Origin of the sequence: Cryobacterium sp. TMT2-15-1 (assembly GCF_004402345.1) — a bacterium.
GTDB classification, from domain to species: domain Bacteria; phylum Actinomycetota; class Actinomycetes; order Actinomycetales; family Microbacteriaceae; genus Cryobacterium; species Cryobacterium sandaracinum.
Window position 1 is genome coordinate 17,264 of record NZ_SOGD01000027.1, and the last position, 17,779, is coordinate 35,042.

Here is a 17,779-nt window from a genome sequence, read left to right on the forward strand (position 1 = left end):
GTTAGCTCTCGCCCCCGGCGGAACCGGTGGTACCCGCCGTTACGTCGTGCAACCGGTACTTCGCGATCGCCTGGCCGACGACGCTGCGGTCGACCTCGCCTCGGCGAGCGAGAAGTTCGAGTGCGCGCACCACCATCGACGGTCCGTCGATCTTGAAGTAGCGGCGGGCCGCCGGGCGGGTGTCCGAGAAGCCGAACCCGTCGGCGCCGAGGGTCGCGAAGTCGCCGGGCACGAACTGCCGGATCTGATCGGGCACCGCATGCATGAAGTCGGTGACGGCGATGAACGGTCCGGCGGTGCCGGCCAGCTTCTCCGTCACATACGGGATCTGCGGCGCGTCGTCCGGGTAGAGGAAGTTGTGTTCCTCGACCGCGATGCCATCACGACGCAGTTCGGCCCAGGAGGTGACCGACCAGACGTCGGCGGACACTCCCCAGTCCTCGGCCAAAAGGGCCTGGGCCTCGAGTGCCCAGGGCACGGAGACGCCGGAGGCCAACAGCTGCGCCTTCGGACCGGACACATCGGACGCGCTGACTCGGTGGATGCCGCGCACGATGCCGTCCACGTCCACGTCGTCGGGCTCGCGCGGCTGCACCTGCGGCTCGTTGTAGACCGTGATGTAGTACATGACGTTGGGGTCGGCGTGCGTTCCGCCGTACATCCGCTCGAGTCCCGACCGCACGATGTGCCCGATCTCGTAGCCGTAGGCCGGGTCGTACGAGACCACGGCGGGGTTCGTCGAGGCCAGCAACGGCGAGTGGCCGTCGGCGTGCTGCAGGCCTTCACCGGTCAGGGTGGTGCGTCCGGCGGTGGCGCCGATCATGAACCCGCGGGTCATCTGATCGCCCGCGGCCCACATGGCGTCGCCCGTGCGCTGGAAGCCGAACATCGAGTAGAAAACGTAGATCGGGATGAGCGGCTCACCCTGCGTTGCGTAGGAGGTGCCCACGTTGGTGAAGGCAGCCATCGCGCCGGCTTCGTTGATGCCCACGTGCAGGATCTGGCCCTGCGGGCTCTCCTTATACGCCAAAAGCTGCGCGTGGTCGACCGAGGTGTACTGCTGGCCGCTGGGGTTGTAGATCTTGGCGTTCGGGAAGAACGCGTCGATGCCGAAGGTGCGAGCCTCGTCCGGGATGATCGGCACGATGCGGTGTCCGAAGTCCTTGGCGCGCAGCAGTTCCTTGAGCAGCCGCACGAAGGCCATCGTGGTCGCGATCTCCTGCGTGCCGGAACCCTTCTTGGTGGGGGCGTAGGTCGCGTCGTCCGGCAGGGTGATCTGCGTGTACTTGCTGCGACGCTCCGGCACGTACCCGCCGAGCGCGCGGCGGCGCTCATGCAGGTACTGGATCGCCTCATCGTTTTCGTCCGGCTTGAAGTACGGGGGGAGGTAGGGGTTCTCCTCGAGCTGGGCATCCGTGATCGGCATGTGGGTGCTGTCGCGGAACGTCTTGAGGTTGTCGAGGGTAAACTTCTTCATCTGGTGGGTCGCGTTGCGGCCCTCGAAGCTCGGGCCGAGGGCGTAGCCCTTGACCGTCTTCGCCAGGATGACGGTCGGCTGGCCCTTGTGCTCGGATGCGGCCTTGAATGCCGCGTAAACCTTGCGGTAGTCGTGGCCACCGCGCTTGAGGTTCCAGATGTCGTCGTCGGTGTAACCCTCGACGAGCTTGAGCGCGCGAGGGTCGCGGCCGAAGAAGTGCTCGCGCACGTACGCGCCGCTCTCGGCCTTGTACGTCTGGTAGTCGCCGTCGGGGGTGGCGTTCATCAGGTCGCGCAGGGCGCCATCGGTATCGCGGGAGAGCAACTCGTCCCACTCGCGACCCCAGACGACCTTAATGACGTTCCAGCCGGCGCCGCGGAAGAAGCTTTCCAGTTCCTGGATGATCTTGCCGTTGCCGCGTACCGGGCCGTCGAGGCGCTGGAGGTTGCAGTTGACGATGAAGTTGAGGTTGTCCAGACCCTCGTTGGCGGCAACCTGCAGCTGCCCACGGCTCTCGACCTCATCCATCTCGCCGTCGCCGAGAAACGCCCAGACCTGCTGGTCGCTGGCGTCCTTGATCCCGCGGTTGGTGAGGTACCGGTTGGTTTGCGCCTGGTAGATGGCGTTGATCGGGCCGAGTCCCATGGAGACCGTCGGGAACTGCCAAAATTCCGGCATCAGTCGCGGGTGCGGGTAGGAGGACAGCCCGTTAGGGCCGTGGGACTTCTCCTGGCGGAATCCGTCGAGCTGGTCGGTGCTCAGGCGGCCCTCGAGGAAGGCCCGCGCGTAGGTTCCGGGGGAGGCGTGGCCCTGGATGAAGATCTGGTCTCCGCCGCCCGGGTGGTCCTGGCCGCGGAAGAAGTGGTTGAAGCCGACCTCGTACAGGGCAGCGGAGGATGCATAGGTCGAGATGTGGCCGCCGACGGAGATGCCGGGGCGCTGAGCACGGTGCACGAGAACGGCGGCGTTCCAGCGAATCCAGGCGCGGTAGCGGCGCTCGATGTCTTCGTCGCCGGGGAAGTCGGGTTCATTGCCGGCCGCGATGGTGTTGATGTAGTCCGTGGTCGGCACCATGGGCACGCCGAGGTGCAGTTCCTTGGAGCGTTTCAGGAGCGTCAGCATGATCTCCCGACCACGCTGGTGACCGTTAGCGGATACGAGCGCGTCCAGCGATTCCGACCATTCGGCGGATTCCTCCGGGTCCGCATCCGTGCTGTTAACCGAATACGGGTCCTGGTCGTTGACAGTCACACTCGACCTCTCTCTGTTGGGCAGACCATCGAAGCGAACCTGCCAAGTTAGCGGTGCCGGATGACGGTCGGATCACGACCGACGGCACCACGCAAGCCTACAGATTATGCCTTCGGTTTGTGTGCGGCCGGTGAGCGTCGTTCGGGCCGCGAATCGAGGGTCCCTCGGGACGCTCATCTTGGTTCCGGCAGAAGGCGGGGCTAGGCTGTGGCGTCGCCTTGCACCGTTCCCGTGGGCGCACGAAAGGAAGCGCTCCATGGCGTTGGAAAATGACACCCAGGCTCCTGATTTCGAGCTCTTCAACCAGTTCGGCGAGCGGGTGCAGCTCAGCGAGTTCCGCGGGAAGAAGTCGGTCGCCCTGGTCTTCTTCCCCCTGGCGTTCTCCGGAATCTGCAGCGGCGAGTTGTGCGAGCTGCGGGACAACCTGTCGTTGTTCGCCGCCAATGAGGTGGAACTGCTCGGCATCTCGGTCGATTCCCGTCATGCCCTGCGTGCCTGGGGGGAACAGGAACGGTACACCTTCGACCTCCTGGCCGACTTCTGGCCGCATGGTGCGGTCGCGAAGGAATACGGCGTGTTCCTTGAGGAAAAGGGCTTCGCGAACCGGGCCACTTTCCTGATCGACCCTGAGGGGATCATCCGGGCCAGCTTCATCACCGCGCCGGGCGAGCCCCGGTCGCTGGAGGCCTACCGGGCCGCGATCGGCGAACTCCAGCCGGCCTGAACCCGGCCGCGGTCCACCCGGCAGGCAGAATCTGTATGATGGGCTACGGCCTTCACCGGCCGTTGCATCAGGGGCCTTTAGCTCAGTTGGTAGAGCGCCACGTTTACACCGTGGATGTCATCGGTTCGAGCCCGGTAGGGCCCACACATAACCCCCCTGATCACGTCCGTTGCGAACGAGCCCCAGCCGAGTGCCACGACAGTATTCAGGGAGAGCACGTGAATCAGCCACGCATGAACGTCGAATCGTTTAACCTCGATCACCGCACGGTCGTCGCACCCTATGTGCGCTTGGCCGATACCAAGATGCTGCCACAGGGGGACACCATCGTGAAGTACGACGTGCGCTTCACCCAGCCCAACGTCCTTCACCTGGAGATGCCGGCAGTGCACTCGATCGAGCACCTTTTCGCCGAGCATTCCCGCAACCATTCCACCCGAGTCATCGACTTCTCGCCGATGGGCTGCCAGACCGGTTTCTACCTGATTCTGCAGGGGCAGCCGGAGTACGCCGAGGTCCTCGGGCTGATCGAGGCCACCATGACCGACATCCTCGGCGCCACCGAGGTGCCCGCCGCCAACGAGGTTCAGTGCGGGTGGGGAGCCAACCACTCGTTGGCAGCCGCCCAGGACGCTGTGAAGGTCTTCCTGGCCGCCCGCGGCGCCTGGGCCACCGTCACCGCATGACGACCGTCGACGCGATCATTCTGGTCGCGATGGAGGAGGAGGCCGCTCCGTTCCTGGCGGTGGCCACCGCTTCCGCGCCGCCGGTCGCCACCGGTAGGGCCCGCCGGCACCGCCTCACCCTGGCCGGGTGTGAAGTGCTGCTGGTGCAGAGCGGCATCGGACTGGTCAACGCGGCCGGTGCGACGACATCCGCACTCCTGTGTGCGCGCGCCGAGGACCCCGAGGCGTCGCCGCTGGTGATCAGCGCCGGTTCGGCCGGCGGGGTGGGCGCCCAGGTGCGAGTGGGCGAGGTGGTCATCGGGAGCGAATACCTCAACAGCGACGCTGATGCACGCGCCTTCGGGTACGCGCTCGGCCAGGTGCCCGGTATGCCGGCTCGCTACGAGGGAGCGACTGCGGCGCTGCGCGGCGCCGAATCCGCTGCCCGGATGCCCGACGGATCGGCGCTGGTCGTGCGCCGCGGGCTGCTGGTCTCCAGCGACGCCTTCGTGAGCGTGGAGCGCGCAGAGAGCCTCCGCGTGCTGTTCCCCGGGGTTCTCGCCACCGACATGGAATCCGTGGGCGCTGCTCAAACCTGCTTCGCGCACGGCGTACCGTTCGTGGCGGTCCGCGGCATCTCGGACCTGTGCGGACCGATTGACGATCATCTCACCCACATCGACGACGCGGCCGACCGCTCGGCCGCGGTCGTGCTGGAGATGCTTCGCAGGCTCGCCGACTGACTCGGCCTGCGCCCCATCCGGTCGTCACCGATCCCCGGGGCGTACACAGGTCGGGCGCAGTTTCTTCACTCAAACTGCGGAGCCGGGTTCTGCGCAATGCGGGAAACGCCGAGCTTTGTGGAAGCCGATGCCCGCCGCGGAAAAATCGTCGCTCTCCCGCGGAGCCGAGAGGTCGTGAAGGCACCGTGCACACTCACGCGCGAGCGACTTCAATGCGAGCAATTTCGACCCGAGTAACGGATGCCATGGGGGGTGATCGTCGTCATGTCCCGGTCTGACCGTCAATCGTTCGGCCTCGCCGTCGAGGAGTTGTCCAACGCGCACCGGACCAGCACGGACCTGTGCTCGCCGTTCCTGCGGGTGCTGCCCGTCACCGGCGTGGCGATCTCCACCCTCGGCGCACCGTTTGGCACCGAAACCGTGTGCGCGAGCGACGCGTCCGCCGCACGGCTCGACGAGCTGCAATTTGATCTCGGCGAAGGTCCGTGCTGGGAAGCCCTGACGACTCGTCGCCCGGTTCTGAACAGCGATATTCGACACCACGGCAATCCGGCTTGGCCGGTTTTCACACAGTCCATCGACGAGACCGACGTGGGAAGCGTGTTCGCGTTCCCGATGGTCGTCGGAACGCTGGACATCGGAGCGGTTGACCTGTACTCTCGACGCCCGCGCACCCTGACCGGAGTTCAGATCGCCGACGCCACGATGCTGGTCAAGATCGCCGCCCGACAGGTGCTTCGGCGCGTCCTGCTCTCGCATACGATGAAGCCGGACCCTGACGCCGACGAGGGCTACTCGCGTCGCGTTGTGCACCAAGCGACGGGGATGGTTCTGGCCCAATTGAACGTGGGAGCTTCGGATGCCCTCCTGATCCTCCAGGGCTACGCGTTCTCCCACGCGCGCACCGTCCGCGAGGTAGCGGACGATGTTGTGGCGCGAAAAGTTGATTTCACATCAGAATTGAACGGGTCTTAGGGTGGAGTTATGGTGACCAGAACACGTGAAGGTCAGTTGGTTGAGACCTTCGTCACGCTGGCCGACACGCTTGTCGTCGGGTACGACGTCGTCGACCTGCTGCACACACTCGTAGAGACCTGCGGCACACTCTTCGGGGCGTCCGCGGTCGGGATCATCCTCTCCGCCGGTAACGACAACGATCTCGAGGTCGTGGCCTCAACCAACGAACGCAGTCGCCTGATTGAGATCCTGCAGCTGCGGGCCGGCAATGGGCCGTGCGTCGAGTGCTACACGACCGGCAAACCGGTGGCCATTCCCGACCTCGATGTCCTCGCCCCGGCGTGGCCGAGATTTCGGGCGGGAGCGCTCGAACTCGGCTTGAAGTCGATGCACTCGGTTCCCCTGCGGCTGCGAGCGACGACCATCGGATCGCTCAATCTCTTCTGGGATCGCCTCGGCGGTCTGGGAGCGGAGGACCTGCGCACGGTCCAGGCGCTGGCCGACACCGCCACCATCGGCATTCTTCAGGAACGGGCCATCAGGGAGAGCGACGTGGCTCGGGCGCAGTTGCAACGCGCGCTCAGTAGCCGCGTTCTGATCGAGCAGGCCAAGGGCGTCGTCGCTTTCACCCACACCGTCGACATGGAAGAGGCCTTCGCGATCCTGCGTCAATATGCCCGCGACAACGGCCAGCGGCTGGTCGAGGTTGCCGAGCAGGTTGTGAACCGAACTCTCGACCTTTAGGCCCCGCACGGTCTAGAATCAGAAAATGCCCCAGACCCTGGCTGCACATGTCCATTTCGTGAACAATCAGGGGTCTACCATGAAGCGTATATTTCACCCCGGCGGATCGGTCATCACGGGCGATGATCTCGCGGATGCCGTCATGCACTATGCCGAGGCGTTGAGTCTCCGTCCCCAGGTCGATGTCGTCGACATTCCGATCGTCGAAGAGACCGGCCTGCTGGGCCGCATCCAGATCCTGATCGGCGGATCCGGCCAACTGGTCTGCGTCACTGCCGGTTCCGCTCGGTCAGAGCTGCTGGAGCCGGAGACGGTGGACACTCTCCGCCATAAGGCCCTGGTCGGCACGGCCTCGGGCCGAGCCTCGTGGACGGGCGACGGCCTGGATTCGCCACAGTTCGACGAGTTCGACTACTGACGTCCTGACCGACGCCGGGACTTTCGGCCCTGTTCTGGCGGATCGGCGCGCGACATCGTAAACCCCGTTCTGCCCGCTGTGCCGGGGAGCGGAGGAGGTCGTCATGGACAACCGTCTTGTAGTGGGGGTCAGCGGTCGGCCGGCGGCTCGGGCCGCGCTCCAGTGGGCGTTCAACTATGCGCGTCCCCGGCGCCTGGAAATCGAGTTGGTGCACGTCGTCGACGCGACCTTCGGCACGACCCCGGCCGGGTTTCTGCACGCGGCCCGCGAGCAGGCCGAACTGTTGCTCGCCCGTGAGGCCGAGGAGGCCCGCAGTGTCGCTCCTGACCTGACTTTTCGCACGACGGTCCTTGAGGGCTCGCCTACCGGAGCCCTCACCGACTGGGCCGTCGGCGCGCAACTCCTCGTTGTGGGCTCGCACGCCCTGGGCCGGTTTCGGGACTATGTCTTCAGCACCCAAGCCGCGCAGATCGCGGCCTACGCCGGCGGTTCCGTCGTCGTCGTGCCTGAGCGGGAAGAACAGCGCGGCACCGGCGTCGTCGTCGGGGTGGACGGTTCCGAGGCATCTCTCGCCGCGGTGACATTCGCCGCGGATCAGGCGGACCGCCTGGGCGAGCGGTTGACGGCGCTGTACTGCTGGAGCGCACCGGTACCGTGGACCGAAGATCGCGCCATGATCGACTGGCCGATGGTGCCCGATGAGGCCGACCGCCTGGTCCTCGCCGAAGCGGTGGCGGGACTGGCCGAACGCTATCCGGACCTGAAGCTCGACCTGCGGCTCGACCTCGGGTTACCGGTGGACGCACTCGTGTCGGCGGCGACCGGTGCGCGGCTTCTCGTTGTAGGCAGCCACGGTCGTCACGGGTTCGCTCGCTTCTGGCTGGGTTCGGTCAGTCATGTGCTCGTTTTGACCATGCCCTGCCCAGTCGCCGTGATCAGGGTCGCCGTCACCGAGACCGGCCCGGTCAGCGAACCCGTCTAAATGATTCACAGCGCTCGAATCGGAGCGTGCGAATCGGAGTGTGTCAGTCGGACCGGGCGATCAGCACAGGCGCGTCGATGTTCATCAGGGCGTCGTGGCTGCTGAACCGGGCACCGACTGGGTCACCGGCCTCGGATGTGATACTCCGAGCACCAGCAAAACAGCCTCGCTGCCGACATCGAGCAGAGCGTCGGCCGGCGGCTCCGGGCTCCGCACGCGAAGTCGACGGCGCATGCACGAGGATGGGTTCGTGGCCAAGGTGGCGCGCCTCCTGGGCGCCGCGGGACGCTGCGGGAGCCGAGCACGGGTCCGCTCAGGGAGCCGGTCTTGTGGGTTCCAACGACCAAAACACCGTCGGATGTCGGTACCGCGGCGAGCGTCAGGCGGGAGATCCGTGCAGGACCTCGGGCGACCCGTCCGCTACCGCCCGAGCCAGACCCCAGCTGAAGGCGGACCTGCTCGGATCCGATCCGTCGAATCCGATGTAGTAGGTGTTCACCGCTTCTCCGCACCTTCCGTGGAGCCCGGTCGGGACTCGGCGCGTTCACCGGCCGGGCGGGGGACCACAGCGACCGGGCACGGCAGGTTCATCAGCACGTCGTGGCTGACCGAACCGAGAAAGAGGCTGCCGACGGCACCCCGGCCGTGTGTGCCGACGACGACGAGGGACGCCGTGTGGGAGGCGTTCACGAGCACGGATGCCGCGGTGCCCTGTTCCAGAACCTCGGCGATATGCAGCGCCGGATGCGCGTCGCGAACCCTCCTCGTTGCCCCCGACAGAATGCGCGCGTGGGCGTCTCGTATCTCCTCGTAGGGCAGGACGGCACCGTATTCGACGGCCACGGTCGCGGGAATGGTCCAGGCATGGACGATATCGAGAGGGAGTTTGTAACGCTCGGCTTCGCGGGCCGCGAAGTCAACGGCGACCAGGGCCGTAACGTCGTTCTCCATGCCCACGACGATGTGGCCGCCACGCGCCTGCCAGTTGACGGGGACGACGACGACGGGGCACCGGGCGTGGGCCGCGAGGCGAAGGGGAAGGGTGCCGAAGACCGTCCCGGCGAGAACACCGGTCTTGTTCGTGCCGATGACCAGAAGGTCGGCGGTCGCCGACGCCCGCGCCAGCTCATCGACCGGGACGCCATGGCGGATGTAGCTCGTCTTCCGGCAGGAGGGTGCCACCTGTTCGACTCGTCGAAGGGCTTCCGCGAGCGGGCGCTCGTAGGCAGGCTGACTGGAATAGTCCGATCCCTCAGCGGGGTACCAGCCCAGCTCCACCACCGTGGTGAGTTCGAGTTGCACGGGCGTGCCCTGCATCCGTTCGAGCGTCACAACCCGGTCGAGGGCCCACTCCAGGGCTGCCTTGCTCGCGGCCCCACCGTCAATGGCGACGATCACTTTTTCAACCATGGGTGTGACTCCTGCTCTGGGGTGGAATCGCACCGGACAGTCCGATCCACGTCATTATCGCAGTGCCTGCCGGACGGGGACAGGGCCGAAGGTCCCGTGCGGGTAGTATCCCCGCTACCAGACGAGAGGCGGTCCCCGGTCATGCCCCACAAAACTATCCCGGTCACCCTGAACGAACGACCTGAGGCTCTCCCGGAGACAGTGATCGACCTGCCGGCGCATCTGCCCCTCCCGTGCCGGTCGCGGTGGGTGGCCGCATCCGCCGATTTCATCGAGGGTTTGCGGGGTGAGCGAACGGGTGACCCGCTGATGGTGCTGGCAGACATCTTCGCGTCGGCTGCGGATGCGGCCCTGGTCTGCGTTATCGGGCCGCCTGGTGTTGATTCGGGCGCGGGGGACGGTTTTGTCGTCCATGCGGCTCATGGAAGTGCCACTCGACCGTTGGACGGCCTGACGTTCCCCGTGGCGGGGAGCCTGTGCGGCCGGGCGCTGGCCACCGGCCGGCCGATCCTCGTCGGCCGGGAAGAGCGCGAGGCTGCGGGCCCCGAGTCGCTCCTGATGCTCGGGCCGACCCTGGTGGTCCCGCTGGGGAAAGCCGGGGAATCCGGCCCGCCCGCAGTGGTGCTCACCGCCTCCCGGCCCAGCGGGGCGCTTCCGTTCACTGCCGTGGACCTTGATTCTGCCGTCGATTTCGCCCGACTGGCATATGTGGGCCGCCACCTCGAGCGGAGCAGCACGGACCGGGCGCGTCTGGCGGTGCTCACCGATCGCGACCGGATCGCACGTGAGCTGCACGACCGGGTCATTCAGCGGGTGTTCGCTGTGGGGCTCGCCGTGCGCGCCCTCGGCGGGATGACCGCCGACCCGGTGTTCGGGCGGCGGCTGGCCGACCAGGTGGGAGCCCTTGACGCGGTCATCGCCGATCTCCGCACCGCGATCTTCGGGTTGTCGACGCAGGCGGACCCCGACCGGCACGGGCTTCGCCGCAGAATCGTCGACCTGCTCGACGAGGTCGGGCCTCTCTTCGCGCACCCGCCGCGGGTGGTGTTCTCCGGGGCGATCGATCTGCTCGTTTCCACCTCTCTGGCTGATGATGTCGTGGCAGTCGTGCGCGAGGGGCTGACCAACGTGGTCCGGCACTCTGGAACCCGGGAGGCGGAAGTGCGCGTCTCGGTCGCGGCGGACATCCTCACGGTCGAGATCGGCGACACCGGCGTCGGTCTGACCGGCGCAAGTCGGCGCAGCGGCGTCGCTAATCTGGCGGTCAGAGCCGAACGCTGGCAGGGGATGGTGTCGCTGATCGACCGGGCGCCGCGCGGTGCCGAGCTGCGTTGGACGGCGCGCGTGAGCGACGCTACCGCAGGGACTTCCCGATGACGCGCGTGTTTGTGGTCGACGACCATGACGTCGTCCGTATCGGCCTGGCTGCCCTGATCAACGCCGAAGCCGACCTGGAAGTGGTGGGGGAGGCGGCAACGAGGCGGCAGGCCGTGGCCAGGGTCGCCGCCACCCGGCCGGACGTCGTGGTCCTTGACGTGCGGCTGCCCGACGGAAGCGGCATCGACGCCTGCCGGGACATCCGCGGGAGGGATCCCGGCATCCGGTGCCTGATACTCACGGCGTTCGACGACGACGTGGCCAGCCGCGCCGCTGTCCTGGCTGGGGCGTCCGGCTATGTCTTGAAGGACATCCGCGGTGAACGCCTGGTGGAGGGAATCCGGCGTGTGGCCGGGGGGGAGTCGCTGCTCACCCCGCTGCTGGCCAGCCGGGTGGCAACCTCCTTGGGGCTGGACCGAGGCGACCCAGCCGCCCGAGCGCTGACGACGCGGGAGCGGCAAGTCCTCGATTTGATCTCCCGGGGCCTCACCAACCGCCAGATCGGCGAGCACCTTGACCTGGCGGAGAAGACGGTGAAGAACTATGTGTCGGGGGTGCTCAGCAAACTCGGCATGGAGCGCCGTACCCAGGCCGCCGTCTTCGGGGTGGAGTTGCAGCGCCAGGAGGGTTCGTCCACTGTTCGAATTCGCCCGGCCGCTCCCGGTACGCTGGCCGGATGAAACCGTATCGTGCTAACCGGGTTGTGCCCGGACCCGGCCAGGAATCGGTCTGGGATTACCCGCGACCGCCCCGCGTGGAGGCGAGCGCCGACCGGGTCGTCGTCACCCTCGGGGGCCTGGTCCTGGTCGACACCGACGATGCCGTCCGGGTGCTCGAGACCAGCCATCCACCGGTCTACTACCTGCCGCGTTCCGCGTTCCGGGCGGGGAGCCTCGAACCGGTGACCGGCCGATCGTACTGCGAGTACAAGGGCGAGGCGTCGTACCTGAGCGTGGTCACCCCGGGGCGTGTGGAGAAGGCGGCCGGGTGGTACTACCCGTCGCCGACGCGGGGCTTTGAGGATCTGGCAAACCGCGTCGCGCTGTACCCCGGACGGATGGACCTCGTTACCGTGAACGGGGAAGCGGTGCTGCCTCAGCCGGGCGACTTCTACGGCGGCTGGATCACCTCCCGGGTCGTCGGACCGTTCAAGGGGGCTCCCGGCACTCTCGGATGGTGACGCCGCCGCGAACCGTCGCGAGCCGGCTCGGCGTGGCCCCCATCTTTCTGGCCGCGCTGCTCTGGGGCACGACGGGCACGGCCGCACACTTCCTGCCCGGCAGCGTCAGCCCGCTGGCGACCGGGGCGGCCACGATGGTCGTGGGCGGCGCGCTGCTCTTCACGCTTTCCGCCCGAAGCGCCCGGGCAACCCTCCGAGACTGCTCCGTGCGCCGCTGGGTGCTGGCAGGGGTCGCCGGCATCGTCGTCTACCCGCTCGCTTTCTACAGTGCGATTAACCTGGCCGGGGTGGCTGTCGGCACGGTCGTGTCGCTGGGGTCTGCGCCCGTCTTTGCCGCGGGGATCGAGTTCCTGGCGGAGCGCCGGGCGGTCACACGGCTCTGGGCACTGTGCACACTGGTGGCTCTGCTCGGCACGATTCTGCTGATCAACGGCCGGCAGTCGGACCAGGCCGCCGGGTCCGCTCCTCTGGGCGTTCTGCTCGGGCTGTTGGCCGGGCTCAGCTACGCGCTCTACACGCACGCATCCCACCGGGTGATCGCGGGCGGGCACAGCTCCCGGGCCACGATGGGGGCGCTCTTCGGCGTCGGCGCGCTGTGCCTCGTACCGGTGCTCGCGGCCACGGGAGCACCGCTGCTCCAGAGCACCGGCAGCCTGAGCGTCACCGCCTACCTCGCGATCGGGCCCATGTTCGTCGCCTACCTGCTTTTCGGCCGCGGCCTGCGCACGGTCCGCGGCAGCACGGCGACCAGCATCACCCTGGTCGAACCGCTCGTGGCTACGCTGCTGGCGGTCCTGATCGTCGGCGAGCGGTTGCCACCGTCCGGCTGGGCCGGGCTCGGGCTGCTTCTGGTGGCGGTGACCGCGCTTGCAGTTCTTCGGGATCCCGGCCAACCGTCGTCAGGAGAGCGCACCGCCTCGTCACCGGTAGGCTTACGAGGTGCCCGTCTCACTCGCCGATGTAAGTCGAATCATCCATGAACTGTGGCCGTTGTCCGGTGCCGAAGTCTGGGACGTCCCGGGTCTGGTCTGCGGCAACCCCGGCCAGCCGGTCGAGTCGATCCACCTGGCTGTGGACGCCGTCTCCGCGACCGTGGACGAGGCGGTCGGATATGGCGCAGACCTGCTCCTGGTGCACCATCCGCTCCTGCTGCGCGGCGTCACGTCGGTCGCCGAAGACCGTTACAAGGGCGCCCTGATCGGTCGTCTGATCCGAGCGAATTGCGCTCTCCTTGCGGCGCACACCAACGCGGATGTCGTCGTGGACGGCGTCTCGGACATCCTCGCCACCCGACTCGGCCTCGTTGACCCAGCCCCCATCACGGCGGGCGCCGCGGCGGGAACGGGAATCGGCCGGGTCGGCCGGCTCGCGCACCCGACCACCCTGGGCCAACTGGCCCACCGCCTCGCCCAGCTCCTGCCGGCGACCGCCACCGGCGTCCGGGTCGCGGGGGAGTACGGCAGTGTCGTCAAAACCGTCTCGCTCTGCGGTGGTGCAGGCGATTCCCTTCTCCCTCATCCCGCCGTGCAGTCGTCCGATGTGTATATCACCTCCGATCTCCGTCACCACCCGGCGTCGGAGGCCCGTGAGCAGTCCGGGCTGTCGGGGGGCACCCCTGCCCTGATCGACGTGTCGCACTGGGCCAGTGAATGGCTCTGGATCGAGCCGGCCGCCGAACAGTTGCGGGCTCTTCTGCCTGGTGTGCGCATCACCAGCAGTTCCCTGCGCACGGATCCCTGGGACTTCGCGATCGTGCAGTAGCCTGCCGATGAAGTTCGGATTCACCCCCAACGCTCGTTCATATTTCTATTTGCAAAGGTCAGGACATCGTGAAGGCATCCCCCGTAGAACAGAAGGAGCTTCTCCGGCTTCAGGCCCTCGACATCAGGCTGCAGCAGGTCGAGCACCAGACGAAGGCCCTGCCCCAGCACGCCGAGATCCGGGAACTCACCACGTTGTTCGACACCACCCGGATGGCCTTCGGCACCCGCGCCGGAGAACGTGATGACGTGCGCACCGAGCTGGCGCGGATCGAATCCGACGTCGATGTGGTCGAGAAGCGCATCGCGCGGGACACCGACCGGGTTCAGCACACCTCCTCGGTGAAAGACGTGCAGGCTTTGGAGACGGAGCTTGCGGCGCTGCGCAAACGCCTCCTCGCGCTCGAGGAGATCGAGATCGCGGTGATGGAACGGCTCGAGGAGAGCGATGCGACCGTCTCCGCGGTGGAGGCGGAGCGGGACGCGATCGCGCTCCAAATCCATGACGCCGAGCAGGCGCGCAACGAAAGCCTCGCCGATCTGAACCGGCAGCTCGGCGAACTCCGCCGGGACCGGGCCGCCGTCGCCGGCAGCGTCGCCGAGGACCTCGCCGCGCTGTACGAGAAACGTTTCGTGACGGGGCGGGGCAACGCCGCCGCCCTGTTGCGGGCGCGCACCTGCAGCGGCTGCACGATGACGCTCACCGGCAGTGACCTCGATGCCGTGCGTTCCTCGCCGGCTGACGAGGTCCTGTTCTGCCCGGACTGCGGGGCGATCCTGGTTCGCACGGAGGAGTCCGGGATCTAGGTGGAGCCGGGCCCCGCCGGCGGCCTGTACTCTGGAGTGTGGAATGGGTCGGCAAGACGGTCGCGTCATCCGCTACCTTCGGGTCAGCGGATGCCGAGGAACGTCCGGGCTCCGCAGAGCAGGATGGTGGGTAACACCCACCCGGGGTAACCCGCGAGACAGTGCCACAGAAAGTAGACCGCCTCCGGTTTCGGCCGGTGGTAAGGGTGAAACGGTGGTGTAAGAGACCACCAGAGGCCAGGGTGACCTGGTCGGCTAGGTAAACCTCGTCCGGAGCAAGGTCAGACAGGAAACGCCAAGGCGGCTCGCCGAGTTTCCGGGTAGACCGCTAGAGGGCTACGGCAACGTAGTCCCGAGATAGATGGCCGTCCAGGGTGCTACGGCATCGGGACAGAACCCGGCGTAATAGTCGGCCCATTCCACCTTCCGGCCTCCAGGTTCTGCGCCGGGGCGCTGCCACCCCGGGCAGGTCAGCCCTGATGCTTGACGGCGAGTGCGGCGGCCCCGAGGATTCCCGCGTTGTTGCGGTGCACGGCCGGGATGATGGCTGTCTTCAGTCGCAGAAGGGGCAGGAAGTCCTGGTGGTGCTTGGACACGCCGCCGCCGACGATGAAGAGGTCCGGCGAGAACAGTGCCTCCAAGGTCGAGTAGTACTTCTGCAGCCGACCGGCCCATTTTTCCCAGCTCAGGTTCTCCCTCTCCTTGGCGGAGTACGCGGCCTTGGTTTCGTAGTCGACGCCCTCGATCTGCAGATGGCCGAGTTCAGTGTTCGGCACCAGCAAACCGTCGTTGAGCAGTGCGGTTCCGATTCCGGTGCCAAGCGTCGTCATGATGACCACCCCCCTCACCCCCTTCGCCGCGCCGAATTGCGTCTCCGCGTAGCCGGCGGCATCCGCGTCGTTCACGAAGTGAATGGGCTGGCCGAGACCCTTCTCGAAGAGATTCTCGGCGGAGAGGCCGATCCACTTGTCCGAGACGTTGGCGGCCGACATGGTGTGGCCGTTCTTGACGACGGCGGGGAAGCAGATGCCCACCGGCAGCGCACCGGCACCCTCCTCGGCGGAAACGGTTGTCAGGAGGGTCCTGGTCGTTTCGATGATGTCGGCTGGTCGGCCGCCTTTGGGCGTGGGAAGCTTCACGCGATCGGACAGGAGCTTCCCGGTGGACAGATCGACCACCGCTCCCTTGATCCCGGTGCCGCCAATGTCAATGCCGATGGCCATGGTTGAACTCATAGTCAAAACCTACCGGTTGTCAGGAGAGGGTGAGGATCTCGGCGCCCCGGTCGGTCACCACGAGGGTGTGCTCGAACTGGGCGGTGATGCTCTTGTCTTGGGTCGTCACGGTCCAGTCATCCGCCCACATGTCCCAGTCGGTCCCGCCCAGGGTGAGCATCGGTTCGATCGTGAAGACCATGCCGACCTCCATCACGGTGTCGTAGACGGGAGCGGAGTCGTAGTGCGGGATGATCAGGCCGGAGTGGAAGGCCTCGCCGACGCCGTGTCCGGTGAAGTCCCGAACGACCCCATAGCCGAACCTCTTGGCGTAAGACTCGATGGCGCGGCCGATCACGTTCACCTGGCGTCCGGGAGCGACGGCCTTGATACCGCGGGCGAGAGCCTCCCGGGTGCGTTCGACGAGGAGCCTGACCTCATCCCGTGCCTCACCGACGATGAAGGTGGCGTTCGTGTCGCCGTGCACACCGTTCTTGTAGGCGGTGATGTCGATGTTGACGATGTCGCCGTTCTCAAGAACGGTGTCGTCCGGGATGCCGTGGCAGATGACCTCGTTCACGGAACTACACAGTGATTTGGGGAACCCCCGATAGCCGAGCGTCGACGGGTAGGCGTCACGCTCGATCATGAACTCGTGGCCGATCCGGTCGAGTTCCTCTGTCGTCACGCCGGGGCGGATGGCCTGTGCGACAGCTTCGATGGCCCCGGCCGCAATCCGGCCTGATTCCCGGATCAGCTCGATGCGCTCGGAGGAGTACAGATCCGATCCGGTGAAGGGCGAGGGCATCCCCTTGCCGACGTACTCCGGGCGCACGATGTGGCGGGGAACGGCGCGGAGCGGAGAAACCGCGCCCGGGAGGAGGTGACCAACAGAATCCTTAGGCATAGGATCAAGCTTATGTCCGAAGGCACCGATCATCAGTTCTGGTACAACATGCGCACGGGCGCGGTCGAGCAGGGGATGCAGTCCCCCTCTATAGACCGCGTCGGGCCGTTCGCCACCCGGGAGGAGGCCGTCCACGCGCTGGAGAAGCTGCGCGCGAACAGCGCCAAGTGGGCCGCGGAAGAGGCCGAAAACGACCGCTAGTCCCGCGAGCGCCGAGATCTACTCGTAGCTGTGTTCCGGCCCGGGGTACGCGCCGGAGTCGACGTCGTCCTTGAACCGGTGCACAGCATCCGTCAGCACGCCGCGCAGGTTGGCGTACTGCCGAACGAATCGGGGCACTCGCCCCTCGGTCATGCCGGCGAAATCCGTCCACACCAACAGTTGGCCGTCGACGTCGGGCCCAGCACCCACCCCGATCGTGGGGATGTCGAGCCGTGCGGTGACCAGTGCCGCGACCGTCGCCGGGACCATCTCGAGTACGACCGCGAAGGCGCCGGCGTCCTGCACCGCGAGGGCGTCTTCAATCAGCTGATCCGCGGCCTCGCCGCGGCCCTGGATAATGTGTCCGCCCAGCCCGTGCTCGCTCTGAGGGGTGAAGCCGACATGCCCCATCACGGGGATCCCCGATGACACGATGCGCTTGATCTGCTTGTGGCTGCGAACCCCGCCCTCGAGCTTGACCGCGTGGGCCTGCGCTTCCTTCATGAAACGCACGGCGGTGTGCAGGGCCTCGCTCTGGCCGGTCTCGTACGAACCGAAGGGCATATCCGCGACGACGAGTGCGCGGGTCACGGCGCGCGCGACGGCCCGGGTGAGCGGGATGAGCTCGTCGACCGTTACCGGGAGGGTGGTCTCGTAGCCGAACACGTTGTTACCGGCCGAATCGCCCACGAGCAGGAAGTCGATGCCGGCCTGGTCGAAGATCTGGGCCGTGAGCATGTCGTAGCTGGTGAGCCCCGTAATCGGGATGCCCTGCTGCTTGGCGTTGTGAAAATGGCGCGTCCGCACCCGTTTGGGTCCGGACTGCATGGAAACGAAGGGATTCAGCTCGCTGACGGGCTGGGGTTCGTCCGGAACGGTCGACTCTGGCATGCCTCAAGTGTAGTCAAGGAGCGTTCGGGCCGATCGGCGGTCGGTTTCGCCCGAGAGTCCACGCCAGACAG

Annotated in this window: 19 protein-coding genes, 1 tRNA gene and 1 other RNA gene; 16 read left to right on the forward strand and 5 right to left on the reverse strand. The window is 66.8% G+C overall.

Annotated elements, in window-relative coordinates:
* Nucleotide 1: 1 nt before the first annotated feature.
* On the reverse strand, nt 2-2,728 hold the full coding sequence (gene aceE, locus E3O62_RS06095; RefSeq protein ID WP_134397882.1) for a pyruvate dehydrogenase (acetyl-transferring), homodimeric type: 2,727 nt from the start codon (nt 2,726-2,728) through the stop codon (nt 2-4).
* A gap of 256 nt (nt 2,729-2,984) precedes the next feature.
* Between aceE and E3O62_RS06100 the strand changes: the two genes are divergently transcribed.
* The 8 genes from E3O62_RS06100 to E3O62_RS06135 all read left to right on the forward strand — a co-directional run bounded on the left by E3O62_RS06100 (nt 2,985) and on the right by E3O62_RS06135 (nt 7,961).
* Complete coding sequence (locus tag E3O62_RS06100; RefSeq protein ID WP_134395876.1) at nt 2,985-3,452, forward strand: peroxiredoxin; 468 nt, start codon at nt 2,985-2,987, stop codon at nt 3,450-3,452.
* A gap of 71 nt (nt 3,453-3,523) precedes the next feature.
* Nucleotides 3,524-3,596 (forward strand) — tRNA-Val (locus E3O62_RS06105).
* 74 nt (nt 3,597-3,670) lie between these two features.
* Complete coding sequence (locus tag E3O62_RS06110; RefSeq protein WP_134395877.1) at nt 3,671-4,138, forward strand: S-ribosylhomocysteine lyase; 468 nt, start codon at nt 3,671-3,673, stop codon at nt 4,136-4,138.
* The gene (gene mtnN, locus E3O62_RS06115) at nt 4,135-4,860 is read left to right on the forward strand and encodes a 5'-methylthioadenosine/S-adenosylhomocysteine nucleosidase (protein ID WP_134397883.1); all 726 of its coding nucleotides are present in this window, start codon (nt 4,135-4,137) and stop codon (nt 4,858-4,860) included. Before E3O62_RS06110 ends, mtnN begins: the two co-directional genes overlap by 4 nt.
* A gap of 252 nt (nt 4,861-5,112) precedes the next feature.
* A complete protein-coding gene (locus E3O62_RS06120; protein WP_241973347.1) occupies nt 5,113-5,835 on the forward strand; it encodes a GAF and ANTAR domain-containing protein in 723 nt (240 codons plus the stop codon).
* A 9-nt stretch (nt 5,836-5,844) separates the two neighbouring features.
* Entirely contained in the window at nt 5,845-6,561 is a 717-nt protein-coding gene (locus E3O62_RS06125; RefSeq protein ID WP_134397885.1) for a GAF and ANTAR domain-containing protein, read from the forward strand.
* Nucleotides 6,562-6,640: 79 nt separating this feature from the next.
* Nucleotides 6,641-6,979 (forward strand): hypothetical protein, encoded by a 339-nt coding sequence (locus E3O62_RS06130; RefSeq protein ID WP_134397886.1) that lies wholly within the window; start codon nt 6,641-6,643, stop codon nt 6,977-6,979.
* A 103-nt stretch (nt 6,980-7,082) separates the two neighbouring features.
* Nucleotides 7,083-7,961: a universal stress protein gene (locus tag E3O62_RS06135; protein ID WP_134397887.1), complete on the forward strand. Its 879-nt coding sequence runs from the start codon at nt 7,083-7,085 to the stop codon at nt 7,959-7,961.
* Between the two features lie 495 nt (nt 7,962-8,456).
* Here the strand turns inward: E3O62_RS06135 and E3O62_RS06140 are convergent, their stop codons facing one another.
* The gene (locus E3O62_RS06140; protein ID WP_134397888.1) at nt 8,457-9,371 is read right to left on the reverse strand and encodes a universal stress protein; all 915 of its coding nucleotides are present in this window, start codon (nt 9,369-9,371) and stop codon (nt 8,457-8,459) included.
* A gap of 141 nt (nt 9,372-9,512) precedes the next feature.
* Here E3O62_RS06140 and E3O62_RS06145 point away from each other — a divergent pair, with 141 nt between their 5' ends.
* From E3O62_RS06145 to rnpB, 7 genes are all read left to right on the forward strand, one after another.
* Complete coding sequence (locus tag E3O62_RS06145; RefSeq protein ID WP_134397889.1) at nt 9,513-10,748, forward strand: sensor histidine kinase; 1,236 nt, start codon at nt 9,513-9,515, stop codon at nt 10,746-10,748.
* Nucleotides 10,745-11,428, forward strand: coding sequence for a response regulator transcription factor (locus E3O62_RS06150; protein WP_134397890.1), 684 nt, complete (start codon nt 10,745-10,747; stop codon nt 11,426-11,428). The genes E3O62_RS06145 and E3O62_RS06150 overlap by 4 nt, the downstream gene beginning before the upstream one ends.
* A complete protein-coding gene (locus E3O62_RS06155) occupies nt 11,425-11,928 on the forward strand; it encodes a DUF427 domain-containing protein (protein ID WP_134397891.1) in 504 nt (167 codons plus the stop codon). Before E3O62_RS06150 ends, E3O62_RS06155 begins: the two co-directional genes overlap by 4 nt.
* Entirely contained in the window at nt 11,925-12,908 is a 984-nt protein-coding gene (locus E3O62_RS06160) for a DMT family transporter (RefSeq protein WP_241973348.1), read from the forward strand. The genes E3O62_RS06155 and E3O62_RS06160 overlap by 4 nt, the downstream gene beginning before the upstream one ends.
* Nucleotides 12,868-13,689: a Nif3-like dinuclear metal center hexameric protein gene (locus E3O62_RS06165; protein WP_134397893.1), complete on the forward strand. Its 822-nt coding sequence runs from the start codon at nt 12,868-12,870 to the stop codon at nt 13,687-13,689. Before E3O62_RS06160 ends, E3O62_RS06165 begins: the two co-directional genes overlap by 41 nt.
* Nucleotides 13,690-13,757: 68 nt before the next feature.
* Nucleotides 13,758-14,495 (forward strand): zinc ribbon domain-containing protein, encoded by a 738-nt coding sequence (locus tag E3O62_RS06170; protein WP_134397894.1) that lies wholly within the window; start codon nt 13,758-13,760, stop codon nt 14,493-14,495.
* A 44-nt stretch (nt 14,496-14,539) separates the two neighbouring features.
* Nucleotides 14,540-14,916, forward strand: an RNA gene (gene rnpB / locus E3O62_RS06175) — RNase P RNA component class A.
* 49 nt (nt 14,917-14,965) lie between these two features.
* On the opposite strand, the gene ppgK is transcribed toward rnpB, so the two are convergent.
* Nucleotides 14,966-15,730: a polyphosphate--glucose phosphotransferase gene (gene ppgK / locus E3O62_RS06180; RefSeq protein WP_134395889.1), complete on the reverse strand. Its 765-nt coding sequence runs from the start codon at nt 15,728-15,730 to the stop codon at nt 14,966-14,968.
* A 19-nt stretch (nt 15,731-15,749) separates the two neighbouring features.
* Nucleotides 15,750-16,616 (reverse strand): type I methionyl aminopeptidase, encoded by an 867-nt coding sequence (gene map, locus E3O62_RS06185; RefSeq protein ID WP_134397895.1) that lies wholly within the window; start codon nt 16,614-16,616, stop codon nt 15,750-15,752.
* A gap of 12 nt (nt 16,617-16,628) precedes the next feature.
* On the opposite strand from map, the gene E3O62_RS06190 reads away from it, so the two are divergent.
* Nucleotides 16,629-16,817: an SPOR domain-containing protein gene (locus E3O62_RS06190; protein WP_134395891.1), complete on the forward strand. Its 189-nt coding sequence runs from the start codon at nt 16,629-16,631 to the stop codon at nt 16,815-16,817.
* A gap of 18 nt (nt 16,818-16,835) precedes the next feature.
* Here E3O62_RS06190 and panB read toward each other — a convergent pair whose 3' ends face one another.
* Nucleotides 16,836-17,645, reverse strand: a complete 810-nt coding sequence (gene panB / locus E3O62_RS06195; RefSeq protein ID WP_134397901.1) for a 3-methyl-2-oxobutanoate hydroxymethyltransferase — start codon at nt 17,643-17,645, stop codon at nt 16,836-16,838.
* Nucleotides 17,646-17,779: the final 134 nt, after the last annotated feature.